This is a genomic window from Mucilaginibacter sp. SJ (assembly GCF_028993635.1).
In the GTDB taxonomy this organism is placed as follows: Bacteria; Bacteroidota; Bacteroidia; order Sphingobacteriales; family Sphingobacteriaceae; genus Mucilaginibacter.
The window spans coordinates 6218348-6230618 of the sequence record NZ_CP118631.1; the positions used below are offsets into that span (position 1 = coordinate 6218348).

At 42.4% G+C, this 12271-nt stretch carries 13 protein-coding genes and 1 tRNA gene; 7 read left to right on the forward strand and 7 right to left on the reverse strand.

Translation table 11 applies throughout. The features are described 5' to 3' along the window. Positions 1–205: 205 nt before the first annotated feature. From bla to MusilaSJ_RS25560, 3 genes are all read right to left on the reverse strand, one after another. Positions 206–1075 carry a subclass B3 metallo-beta-lactamase gene (gene bla, locus MusilaSJ_RS25550; RefSeq protein WP_274987583.1) on the reverse strand — a complete coding sequence of 290 codons (870 nt, stop codon included), beginning with the start codon at positions 1073–1075 and terminating at the stop codon, positions 206–208. Positions 1076–1362: 287 nt separating this feature from the next. Then, positions 1363–2004, reverse strand: coding sequence for a hypothetical protein (locus MusilaSJ_RS25555; RefSeq protein WP_274987584.1), 642 nt, complete (start codon positions 2002–2004; stop codon positions 1363–1365). 12 nt (positions 2005–2016) lie between these two features. Then, a complete protein-coding gene (locus tag MusilaSJ_RS25560) occupies positions 2017–2190 on the reverse strand; it encodes a hypothetical protein (protein ID WP_274987585.1) in 174 nt (57 codons plus the stop codon). A gap of 148 nt (positions 2191–2338) precedes the next feature. On the opposite strand from MusilaSJ_RS25560, the gene MusilaSJ_RS25565 reads away from it, so the two are divergent. Further along, entirely contained in the window at positions 2339–3076 is a 738-nt protein-coding gene (locus tag MusilaSJ_RS25565) for a hypothetical protein (RefSeq protein WP_274987586.1), read from the forward strand. A 93-nt stretch (positions 3077–3169) separates the two neighbouring features. Here the strand turns inward: MusilaSJ_RS25565 and MusilaSJ_RS25570 are convergent, their stop codons facing one another. Both MusilaSJ_RS25570 and MusilaSJ_RS25575 read right to left on the reverse strand, forming a co-directional pair. Further along, complete coding sequence (locus MusilaSJ_RS25570) at positions 3170–3379, reverse strand: hypothetical protein (protein WP_274987587.1); 210 nt, start codon at positions 3377–3379, stop codon at positions 3170–3172. 33 nt (positions 3380–3412) lie between these two features. Further along, positions 3413–3823, reverse strand: a complete 411-nt coding sequence (locus tag MusilaSJ_RS25575) for a hypothetical protein (protein ID WP_274987588.1) — start codon at positions 3821–3823, stop codon at positions 3413–3415. 799 nt (positions 3824–4622) lie between these two features. Here MusilaSJ_RS25575 and purL point away from each other — a divergent pair. The 5 genes from purL to MusilaSJ_RS25600 all read left to right on the forward strand — a co-directional run bounded on the left by purL (position 4623) and on the right by MusilaSJ_RS25600 (position 9189). Beyond that, complete coding sequence (purL, locus tag MusilaSJ_RS25580) at positions 4623–6845, forward strand: phosphoribosylformylglycinamidine synthase subunit PurL (RefSeq protein WP_274987589.1); 2223 nt, start codon at positions 4623–4625, stop codon at positions 6843–6845. Next, positions 6845–7234: an SMU1112c/YaeR family gloxylase I-like metalloprotein gene (gene gloA2, locus MusilaSJ_RS25585; RefSeq protein WP_274987590.1), complete on the forward strand. Its 390-nt coding sequence runs from the start codon at positions 6845–6847 to the stop codon at positions 7232–7234. Before purL ends, gloA2 begins: the two co-directional genes overlap by 1 nt. Before the next feature lie 11 nt (positions 7235–7245). Continuing rightward, positions 7246–7680 (forward strand): hypothetical protein, encoded by a 435-nt coding sequence (locus MusilaSJ_RS25590; protein ID WP_274987591.1) that lies wholly within the window; start codon positions 7246–7248, stop codon positions 7678–7680. Between the two features lie 292 nt (positions 7681–7972). After that, positions 7973–8632 carry a tRNA1(Val) (adenine(37)-N6)-methyltransferase gene (locus MusilaSJ_RS25595; RefSeq protein WP_274987592.1) on the forward strand — a complete coding sequence of 220 codons (660 nt, stop codon included), beginning with the start codon at positions 7973–7975 and terminating at the stop codon, positions 8630–8632. 65 nt (positions 8633–8697) lie between these two features. Continuing rightward, positions 8698–9189, forward strand: a complete 492-nt coding sequence (locus tag MusilaSJ_RS25600) for a metallophosphoesterase family protein (RefSeq protein ID WP_274987593.1) — start codon at positions 8698–8700, stop codon at positions 9187–9189. 46 nt (positions 9190–9235) lie between these two features. On the opposite strand, the gene rnhA is transcribed toward MusilaSJ_RS25600, so the two are convergent. Continuing rightward, complete coding sequence (rnhA, locus tag MusilaSJ_RS25605; RefSeq protein ID WP_274987594.1) at positions 9236–9706, reverse strand: ribonuclease HI; 471 nt, start codon at positions 9704–9706, stop codon at positions 9236–9238. A 103-nt stretch (positions 9707–9809) separates the two neighbouring features. Then, positions 9810–11906, reverse strand: coding sequence for a heavy metal translocating P-type ATPase (locus tag MusilaSJ_RS25610; RefSeq protein WP_274987595.1), 2097 nt, complete (start codon positions 11904–11906; stop codon positions 9810–9812). A 121-nt stretch (positions 11907–12027) separates the two neighbouring features. Between MusilaSJ_RS25610 and MusilaSJ_RS25615 the strand changes: the two genes are divergently transcribed. Next, a tRNA-His gene (locus MusilaSJ_RS25615) sits at positions 12028–12101 on the forward strand. Positions 12102–12271 lie beyond the last annotated feature (170 nt).

Sequence of the window (12271 nt, forward strand, 5' to 3'; positions counted from 1 at the left end):
TGGTATAATTGACGAGATGCGGGCTGGGCGGGATGAAGGGAGCGGGGGGGGGGGAGGTATCGTTTTGGTTGAAGTTTAGTGATAGCGTAAATTGGACCTAAAACAATGTAAGCATCCTGCTTGCGGGTTTAAGTTGATATTATTTTAGGTCGAAGTTACGCCTTCGCTAACCTTCGACCTGTAAACGAACGATGTGCCTGATCTCTCAATATTTTACCGCCATTTTCTTATCGTACTCTTCCTGCAGTTCATTTATTTCATCGTAATAATTCTTCTTATCTGCAAAAACTGTCGGATTATAGGGGCTGCCAGGCTTATGCTTGCGGAGGAGACTAAATTGGGAACTGTGGGATGCTAACCAAATATCAAATTTTAAACCCTTCATTGCGTTAAGTGTATAAGCATAGTCTTTAGCGATGTTAGGGTAAGAAGGGATATCTGAAAACTTTTTATCGGTAACGATAGTGGGCATGTTGGCGATCAAAACCCTGTAGTTTCGTTTATTGTCTTTTACATCAAATAAATAGCTGCAAGAACCTTTGGTATGGCCCGGATGGTGAAGTATGGTTAGTTTCATGTTACCCAGCTTAATACTATCGCCGTTATGTAAAATACGGTCTGCTTTTACAGGCCTGAATGTGCGTACATCTCCTTTAAGATCATAATCGGAAAGCCCCCCGTCGGCTGCTACCGCCGCGTCGCCTTCATCTACCATCATTTTGGCTTTTGTGATCTTCTTTATTGCCGCCATCGCACCCATGTGATCAAAGTGTGCCTGCGTTGTTAAAAGAATTTTTGTGTCTGAAATCCTGAAGCCCAGGGTCTTGATATTTGCTGTGATTTGTGGTTCGGATGAAGCCAGTCCGGTATTGATCAGGATATTGCCCGCTGAAGTGGTGATGAGATAACAAGCCAGATCAGCAGTGCCCACATAATAAAGATTGCCTGCGATCTGAAATGGGGGAAACGGTCGGGTCCATTCAGGGTGTTTTTCTGCAGATGGCTCCAGTACCCTTTGGGCCTGTACAATTAAAACATTGCTGAGAAAAAATAACAGGAATAGTGCTCGTTTCATTTGGCTAATCTTTAAAGGACAAAGAACGTATTTTATTTTTTCAGATAGGGACATTATGTTTTACAGGCCTGCACAATTTCTCAAACCTGGCTTTGGCCGAAGTTTAGCGATAGCGCAACTTCGACCTGAAATAAGGCAGGCATCCTGCTTTTTGGTTGCCGGAAGCGTCCTCACTTGTGGATGTCATTTAGATATGTGGTTTGTGTCTTGTCATGTTTATGACCTAAACGCGGGCCACAAGCGAGGACGCTTGCGGCAGCGAGGGGCTATGTTTTACCGGTCGGGTTTTAACTAATTGCTGGAAAGGGTATTTCTTCCCGTGGAATAAAAAAACCTTTGATGCAATTCATGTTTCTGATACAAACTTGTATATGGCTTTTACGGGCAATTCCGGCTCCGTTGAAGGCTGGGCCTCCTTCCGAAAACGCCCCCCTGGTAGAGTCAAATACTACTGTATCGCTAAATCCGTTACTTGCTAACTCTTCTTTATAAGTATTAAGAATTGTTTTATGCATATGCTCTATTGTTGCACAATCTAATTTTCTAACAAGCTTATCCTCGTACGGGTCATCTGGAGAATCGATGTTTTTGGGCAGTGGTTTTCCGGCTTTTGCGTATTCACTTTCCATTAATAAATAATAAGAATTAATCAGGTTAGTGAATTTTGAGTCGAGAAAATCGCAACATTGCCCTAATTGCAAAATGGCTCCAAGTACGGCCGGTGTTTTGATCTTTCCTTCAGCAGCTCTTTTTGCTGCCCATTCCATGGCGCGGGTATAATTGTTTTCCCAGAAGTACATGCCATGACCGAGCCAATCGTAAGGCTTTTTACTAATTTCTATATTATCAGGATTGTTAACTAATTTATTACGGATATCCAAATCACAGCCATGAAAGCCAACGATGATATTAGGGCGGAAATCGTACATGAAGTAATAAGATTAGCTGTTAACCAGTTCTTCAAGTTCGGCGTAAGCTTTAGTAAATTCGCCTTTCTTGGTTAAGATACCAGAATCGTTAAGAGATAAAATAGCCTCCTTTTTGGTCATGTCTTTGACATCTTGCAGCTTAGTTTTCGCAAGTTCGAGTAGTTTTGCTATGTCTTTATCGCTCATCTTGAAGAAGTTTACATTCAAATATACGAGTATTATTTCGAAACATCAATTACTCTTTTGGTTTGAACTTGGCTGGCGCTTGCGGCAGCGGGGGAATTAGTTAACGTATTCTTACACATGTCCCACTGCGTTTATTAAATTTGTCTTGATGAGAGCTTATTTAGATACAAACATTATAGCATCGATAGAAAATCAGGATTTTAGTTTAGAAAAAATTATTGATATAGATAAAAAGATTGTAAAGTTTCCTTATTCAGCAGCTCATATACAAGAAGCAAGTAATATAGTTGGAACTGAAAGAATAAAACTTCGGCTTGATATTATCCGGCAAGTTTCTAAATGTAATTATATCTATGAGGATGCTGAAACGAGAAACATGATAGAAGTCCAGACTGACCCTTTAGAGGTGTGGGATTTAATTCATCTTGTTCCACAAGCAAAATCGGCTATCAATATGTTCACCAATTTGTTTTCACATGACTTAAAAAATCAGTTATTAATTGATCTCGGAATCGAAATAAATAAAATTAATAACTACACTCCTACAGAAGTTATAGATCATTTGAATTGCAAAATAAAATTGTTTCAAAATACGAGCATGATTGGTTTAGTTGAACAAGCTGTATCTTTTTTTCCAAATGGTAATAGTTTTGGATTACACAATAGAATGGCAGCGATGATTGAGTTTATAGATATGTTGGGATATTGGCGAGACAAGCAAACCGACAAATCTAATACTGCGAGATTTTGGGATGCCAATCACGCCTTCTATGCGTCTTATTGCGATTATTTTATATCAGATGACAAGAGGAATCGTAACAAGTGTAGAGTGGTATATGAGATTTATGGTATTGATACTAAGATTTATTCTTCTAATGGCATTTAATGCTCGTTATTGGTGCCGTTGTGTTCACTTAAGCATAACTCAACTGGAATGAGCAATGCAGCCTGCCTTTGGCACACACGAGCCAGCAAAAGGTTAATTTTCTTTCGCTGTAAATCCTTGGTCAGTAATTATACTCCAAATTTCGGCCTTGTGCTTCTCTGGTACTTTGAAAATAATTACTGTTTTTGCATCTGCATTTATTGAATAATCAAAATCGGCCTGTAGTTTTTCTTTTATATTTCTTAAAAGAGTTTCAATTGCCAGCAGTGGAAAGCCGTCGATAAATTCATTAATAGTTGTCATCTTTTTTTGATAAGATCTACGTCTATAGTTATTCTAAGATACGTATTTAATAAATAGAATAGTTTCTACTATTGTGGATACTAATGAAAGTAACGAAAGCAAATTGGTGTGATCTCCTTTTCGAGAGTGTATATTGGCCAGTTCCAAAGTCATACTGCCTTTGTTGGCCATTCTTCGGCTACTTTCCATCAAGCGCCAATCTATATAAATCAGTAATCCCATATTTAGCATTGGCACCCAAAGCAAATTATGTGGCACGTCTTTCTTAAAAGCAATTAAAGCTAAATAAGCAGCTATAAAAATATTATTCACCGACAATAGCTTATCGTGCATTCGATCAAAGTATTTTACAATATCCTGAATACCTTGCTTTTCGTCTTCTTTTAGCTGGTTGTTTCTCTCTTCAATGTCTCTTTCCAAGTCATCCAAATTAAATTCGTTCACGTTTTTTGCTTTGATTGAAGATACGCAAAAATGTTACTGCAATTACCCCGCTGCCGCAAGCAAATTCAAGGCATAGCACAATGGCCGCAAGGCTGTGCCTTGTGGCTCACATGCAAGGTATAATCCAGAAATGATTAAATACCTAAAAAAACGGTACTATAATTTAATGATCTCAGCCTCAATAATGGTGGCACTATGTTGTCAGTACCCCCTCAAGCCGCAAAGCCAGATTTCAAAAAATCTCAAAAAAACATAAAAACAAGCGAAATAAATGGCGGATAAAAACACTGCATTTTAATACTGTTTCTATATTCCTAATAGTTTTAAGTGCTGATTATTAGTAATTTACTTATGTTTTAGGTAAAAAGTCAATTGATTGATTATCAACGTGTTTCAATAAAAAGGTGTTTCGCGTTTTTACACTCAAAATTTGGAACACGCTCATTTTTAAAAAAAGGACACCGGAGATTTTTTTATTTTTTTTTGGGAATCAAAAAATTGGGACAGCCGTTTTGTTACAATTAAACCGGGGATTGGCATTGCCGGAAACATATAAGGCCTCCCCCAAAAACTTACGAAGTTTCCGAAACTTCGTAAGTTTACTCTGCGCCGGTCCTCTTCCATACCTTTCGCCTTTCAGCTTTTACCTTTAACCTAAACTGCATCGCTTCTGCAAACCTCCCGGCTTGTGGCCGCTGATAGGTACACAACTTGCAAATCAAACCTTTCACCTTTAGCCTTTAACCTTTCCGCCTTTTTTCATACTTTTGCACATCCTTTCAAACAAAACAATATTACATTGGAGCACCAGGAATTAACCACCGTTGAAACCGCTAAAGATCTGGGCCTTTTACCCGAAGAATTTGCACGAATAAATGAAATATTAGGGCGTGTGCCCAACTTTACCGAGCTTTCTATTTTCTCGGTTATGTGGAGCGAGCACTGCTCATACAAAAACTCAATTACATGGCTTAAAACTTTACCAAAGGATAGTCCGCGGATGCTGGCTAAGGCAGGTGAAGAAAATGCCGGTCTTGTTGACCTTGGCGACGGCATTGGCTGCGCCTTCAAAATTGAATCGCACAATCACCCTTCGGCCCTTGAACCATACCAGGGTGCCGCGACAGGGGTAGGCGGTATTAACCGTGATATATTTACCATGGGCGCAAGGCCAATCGCACAGCTTAACTCATTACGGTTTGGCGATTTAACCCTCGACAAAACCAAATGGTTGGTTAAAGGTGTGGTTAAAGGCATCAGCCACTATGGTAATGCTTTCGGCATCCCAACTGTAGGCGGTGAATTATTTTTTGACGATTGCTATAATGTTAATCCGCTGGTTAACGCTATGTCGGCCGGTATTGTTAAGGCCGGCGAAACGGTTTCTGCTACATCATACGGTGTGGGCAACCCGGTTTATATAGTTGGTTCGGCTACAGGTAAAGACGGGATCCATGGTGCCGCCTTTGCTTCTAAAGATATTACCGAAGACTCGGTGAACGACCTTCCTGCCGTACAGGTAGGCGACCCTTTCCAGGAAAAACTATTGCTGGAAGCTACCCTGGAGGTTATTAAAACCGGTGCCGTTGTAGGTATGCAGGATATGGGCGCTGCCGGCATCATCTGCTCAAACTCGGAAATGAGTGCCAAAGGCGAGCACGGTATGCGGATCGACCTGGACAAAGTGCCAACCCGCCAGGATAACATGAAACCTTACGAGATCCTGCTTTCTGAATCACAGGAGCGTATGCTGATCGTGGTTCACAAAGGCCGCGAAAAAGAGGTTGAAGCTATTTTTGATAAATGGGACCTTAACTGCGCCATTATTGGTGAGGTTACCGATACCAAACGTTTAGAATACTTTATGCACAGCGAAAAAGTTGCCGATGTGCCTGCCGATGACCTTGTATTAGGTGGTGGTGCCCCGGTTTACCAACGCGAATACCGCGAGCCTGCATACTTTGCCGAAAACCAGAAATTCAATATCGACGACGTTGCAGAACCTGCAAACCTTGTTGAGGTTGCCGAGCATTTGGTAGGTCACCCTAATATTGCTTCAAAACGCTGGGTAACCGACCAATACGATAGTATGGTAGGTGTACAAACCATGACTGCTAACCGTTCATGTGATGCCGCCGTTGTCGCCGTTAAAGACACCGACAAAGCTATCGTGTTAACTACCGACTGTAACTCGCGCTACGTATATGCCGACCCTTATAAAGGTACTGCCATTGCCGTTGCCGAAGCCGCACGTAACATTACCTGTGCCGGTGGTGAGCCTGTGGCCATTACCAATTGCTTGAACTTTGGTAACCCTTACATCCCCGAAGTTTACTGGCAGTTTGTGAGCGCCATTAAAGGTATGGGCGATGCCTGCCGTAAGTTTGAAACCCCTGTTACCGGTGGTAATGTGAGCTTCTATAATCAGTCTGCTGATGGTGGTTCGGTATTCCCTACGCCAACTATCGGTATGCTGGGTGTGATGGATAACGTTGATAACATCATGACTGCCGACTTTAAACAGCCCGGCGACCTGATTTATCTGATTGGCGAATCGGTTAATGATATCGCGTCATCACAATACCTTGCTTCATGGCATAAAATAACCAAAGCACCTGCACCGCATTTTGATATTGATAAAGAATACGATATGCAGCAAACCGTTAAGGAACTGATCAAACACAAAGTGGTTGAATCGGCCCATGACGTTGCTGACGGTGGTTTATACATTGCCCTGTTAGAGTCGGCAATGCCTAACGGACTTGGTTTTGATATAGCTACTGATGACAGTATCCGTAAAGATGCTTTCCTATTTGGCGAAGCACAAGGCAGGGTAGTGGTAAGCGTTGCACCAGAAGAGGAGGAACGTTTTGTTGAGGTAATGGCTACGAGCGAGGTTGAATTTACCTTATTGGGCACTGTAACCAATGGCGCTTTAACTGTTGATGAAGAAGCCTTTGGTCACGTTACCGACCTAAAAATGGTTCATGCAAACATCCTTCACGGTATTTTAGGCGAATAATGTTAAAACTTAACCGGGTACATCATATAGCCATCATCTGTTCGGATTACGCAAAATCCAAACAGTTTTATACTGAGGTACTCGGCTTAAAAATAGTTCGCGAGGTTTACCGCGAACAACGACAATCATACAAGCTTGATCTGGAAGTGGGCGACCTTTACCAGATCGAGCTTTTTTCTTTTCCCAATCCGCCTGCACGTCCATCGCGCCCCGAAGCAGCTGGTTTACGTCACTTAGCTTTTGAGGTTCATGATTTGGATGAGGCGGTAGCTCATATTTCTTCTTTTGGTGTGAATATCGAACCTATCCGTGTAGATGAGTGCACTGATAAACGCTTTACTTTTTTTGCAGATCCGAACGGTTTGCCGTTAGAGTTGTATGAGATCTAATTTAGGTCGTCGTGCCGAATTTATTTCGGCATCCCACAGAACAAGTTTTCTTCGTTTTTAAAATTGCTTCTGTTGTTATTAACAATCATCGGCCCGCTCAATCGCCGCGGGTTGGCTTTGTTCTTTTTCTTGATAAAAAGAACCAAAAATCAAGTCAGCAGATAGGCTTCTTTGCCGCACAGGCCTTTGCCCTGCAAACCGGGCAGAACCACGGGCTGCAATTATTTTGCCCTGCTTCGCCCGCACTTAGCCCATGCTTCTGCAAAAACTTGCTATGCCCCTGCAGCCGCACAAGGCCACCATTGTTCTGCCCGCTTTCGCCCGAAGCTTACCTGCTGACGGGGTTGGGAAAAGATTCAGGAGATCAGGATGCAAGAGACAAGAAAGAGGTGGGGAAAAAGAAGCGAGAAATCGATATATTAGAAGTAAGGCAACTGCTTCCTTAGGAGAAAAAAATAACCTTACGATTCCCAAATCAAAAGCGGGCAGAGGCCCGGCAAAAAAGCGGGCCAGGGAGTATGGCCTCCCGATGGGCATCGGGACAGGTCGTGGGGGGAAGCATTTTTTTGCCTTGATGTTTGGTTACTTTGCATCTAAGGTAAAGTAACTGGCCTCGCCCGGCCAAGAGGGCGACGATGTAAGTTATTTAGCAGAAATGTAGTTTATTCCCAACCAATAGATAACTTCGCCCTCATGTTCCGTTTCAAACAATTCAGCGTTGATCAAACCGGTTGTGCTATGAAAATCAATACTGATGGTGTATTGCTTGGCGCTATGGCCGGTGAGGGCGAGCCGTTGAATATACTCGATATCGGCACGGGTACAGGTGTAATAGCCCTGATGCTGGCGCAACGCTTTATGAACGCCAAAATTGATGCAGTTGAAATTGATGAGCAGGCGGCTATAACAGCGAAAAACAATTTCAGCAATTCGTCATTTGAAAGCAGGTTGACGCTTCACGCACACGGGTTTGAACAATTTTTTGAAGATCATCCTGAAAAGAGATATGACCTCATTGTATCAAATCCGCCGTTTTATATTAATTCTCTTCAATCACCGGGAGTTAAAACTAATTTAGCCAAACATGCTGCTGATGGTTTCTTCGAAAAGCTAATATCGGTAGTTGCCCCGCAGCTTACCGAGCAGGGTATTTGCTGGCTGATACTGCCTGTAGATACTTCGGCACTGGTGAAAAACCTCGCCTTACAAAGCGGACTTTATCTGAAAAAAACGATCAGTATTCACTCCTTTAAGGATGATGCAGCGCACCGGGAAATTCTTGCTTTTGGAAAAAGCAACACGCCGACGCAAACCGATAAATTTGTAATCTACAGCGAACCAAAAGTATATACGGAAACATACCGGGAAGTGCTAAAAGATTTCCTGACGATATTTTAGCACCGTCTCGAATCTTAATTCTTGACTCTTAACTCTTGCTTCTAATTAAATTCTAACTTTACCGCATGACCCGCATAGGCCTAATTTCCGACACCCACAGCTACCTTGACGATGCCGTATTTAAACATTTTGAAAATTGCGACGAGATTTGGCATGCAGGCGATTTCGGTACGATTGAACTTGCAGACAGGCTTGCTGCTTTCAAACCCTTAAAGGGCGTATACGGCAATATCGACGGTAAAGATGTACGAATTGTTTACCCCGAACATTTACGCTTTAATTGCGAGGAGGTGGATGTTTGGATGACCCACATCGGTGGCTATCCCGGCAGGTACAGCCAAAATATCAAAGCCGAAATATATAGCAATCCGCCTAAATTGTTCATCACCGGGCATTCACACATCTTAAAAGTGATGTTTGATAAAAAGATCAACTGTTTGCATATGAACCCCGGCGCGGCAGGCAAGCAGGGCTGGCATAAAGTGCGTACCCTGTTAAGGTTTAATATTGATGGTGATAAGATCCAGGATTTACAGGTGATTGAATTGGCGGGTTAAGATGTGTAGTTGATTGGGTTGATTAAGTGAGTGGTTAATACGAGAATCACGCCATCCCCGCTTTTGCGTTCTCTGCCTCAAAAACCGAATCAATAAGCAGGGGAGGGCGCTTGCCTGCTGCTACGGCTAATTGGTCGCAACGCTCGTTTTCCGGGTGTCCGTTATGACCGCGAACCCAGGTAAATTTAATTTTATGCAGTTTACTAAGTTCTAAATAGCGCATCCACAGGTCTTTGTTTTTTTTGCCTGCGAAACCTTTTGCCACCCAGCCGTTAACCCAGCGTTTTTCGATAGCATCAATAACATATTTGGAGTCGGAGAAGATCATTACATCCTGGTTGGGCGCTTTAAGAGCTTCCAGGCCTTTAATAACGGCCATTAGCTCCATCCGGTTATTGGTGGTTTTGCGGAAACCCTCGGATAGCTCTTTATAATGCTGTCCCGAACGCAATATCACCCCATATCCACCTGGTCCTGGATTACCGCTTGAAGCTCCGTCTGTAAAAATCTCGATCATATTTTAAGTCCATGGACGATAGTTGATAGTCCATGGCAAAAGTAAGAAACTTTAAATCATACGTTGTATTGATCTAAAGCAAATAAAAACTATGGGCTATAGACTATGGTCTATCGACTTTCTTAATCTTCAACCTCAATGAATTACCTATAACTACAACATCTGAAAAAGCCATGGTCAGTGCGCCAATCATAGGATTAAGGAAACCCATTGCCGCCACAGGAATGGCTATGATATTATAGGCAAAGGCCCAGAAAAGGTTTTGTTTTATGGTAAGCAGTGTATGCCTGCTGATCTGCAAAAACTTGATCACCGAATGCAGGTCGGTATTTAATAGCACCACACTGGCCGACTGAATTGCCACCTGGCTGGCATCGTTCATAGATATGCCGACATCGGCATGGGTGAGGGCAGGGGCATCGTTAATGCCATCGCCTATCATAATGGTTTTACCTTTTTGTTTATAAATGTCAATTACCTTCAGTTTTTCTTCGGGAAGTCTTTCGCCATGAATCTCCGTGATACCTAATTGATGAGCTATGTTAAGGCAACGATCTTTTTTATCTCCGCTTAACAGTACCGGGGTAATGCCCATTCGTTTAAGCTGTGTTATAAGTGTGGCTGCTTCGGGTTTTACCTGGTCATCAACGGCTATCTGTGCCATTAGTACCTGGTTTTTATATAGCACAATGTTGAAATTGGCCAGGTGATTTGTTTTGGCAGTACCTAAAAAGTAATGATTGCCGTTAATATCTTCCGCACGCATACCAAGGCCTTTTTCTTCCTTAACTGATTTTAAAATGAGCTTTTGCTGCGGCAAGCCTTTTAAACCGTTTACAAGCGATTTAGCTATGGGGTGATTAGATCGTTCCTCGATAGCGGTGATCATGCCCCTGATGTGTTCTATATCGGCACCATCCTCAATTTTGATCTCATTAACAGTAAACTTGCCGGTTGTTAAGGTGCCTGTTTTATCAAACACTACATATCTGGTATTGGTAACGGCTTCAATCGTATCTCCGCCTTTTACCAGGATGCCGTTCCTGGCTGCCCTGCCCAAACCAACCATAACAGCAGTAGGTGTGGCTAAGCCCATAGCGCACGGACAGGATATTACCAGTACTGCAATGGCATTCATCATAGCATGTTGAAAACCGGCGTTACCGACAAAATAAGTGAGAATAAAGGTGACCAATGCTATCAGTATTACCGCCGGTACAAATACAGCTGCAACCTTATCGCCAAGTTTTTGAACTGGAGGTTTAGCTGCCTGGGCTTTCTTCATGAGGTCGATGATCTGGGAGAGGATGGTATTTGACCCAACACGGGTTGCCAGCATGTGGAAATTACCGTTAATTAGTATAGTGCCGCCAATAACTTTATCATATTTCTGCTTTTCAACCGGGATACTCTCGCCAGTAAGCATAGCCTCGTCAACAGAGCCCTGGCCAGAAAGGATTTCGCCGTCAACAGGTATTTTATCACCCTGGTTAACCAACAGCGTATCGCCGGGGCGAACATCTTTGGCATTAATTATTTCGATACTGCCATTTACCATGCGATTAGCATTCACCTCCTGAAATTTGATCAGATCTTTTACTGCCGAGGTGGTTTGACCTACCGAACGCTTTTCAAACACATTGCCAAGAAGTACCAGGGTAATTATTGTAGCACAGGTTTCATAAAATTGGTACTGGGGACCAAGGTTTTGGACGGTGCCAATAAGGCTATATATAAATGCCGAGGTTGAGCCAACAAAAATAAGCACATCCATATTAGGGACGCCACCTTTAAGCGAGCTGATGGCACTTTTACCAAAATGTAAACAACCAACAATAAAAACCGGCAGACATAATAGCAACTGAACTATGGGTTGATGAAGAAAATGCCAGGGCATCACCATGTGCAGTAAAAGCGGAGCGGTAAAGATGGCGCAGAAGATAAATTTGTTTTCTACCCGTTCATAAAACGGCACCGAGTGGGTATTGATGTCATCAACAACTTTAAATCCTAAATTTTCTATGCCTTTGATTACTTCGGGGAGCCTGCATTCGTCATTGGTTGAAAATTTTACTTCTTCGCTCGCGAAATCAACCAGGATATTATGTAAGCCCTTTTTTTCGAGAAATTTATGGACAGACATGGCACAATTATTACAATGCATGCCGGTTACATTCAGTTCAATTAATTGCTCAGCCATAATTACAAAACTACCGATTAATCATAATCGTTCTAAACTGAATAGGTAAGTTTAATGTAATTTTAAAAAAGAGTTTGCAAATAGCCGGGAGATTCCTATTTTTGCACACCCGAAACAAATGGTAGGCATAGCTCAGTTGGTTAGAGCACCAGATTGTGGTTCTGGGGGTCGTGGGTTCGAGCCCCATTGCTTACCCTTTATGGGGCAAGTCATTAAAAAATGATTTTGCCCCATTTTTTTACTATTTAATTGTTGTTAATCAGGTATATGGGGGCGGCTGCATCGGTTAGCTTTCCGGTTCGATGTTGCATGCCGTCAAAACACAATTTTTCACGGAAGATCGAACCGATAATTTCTCTTTTCCT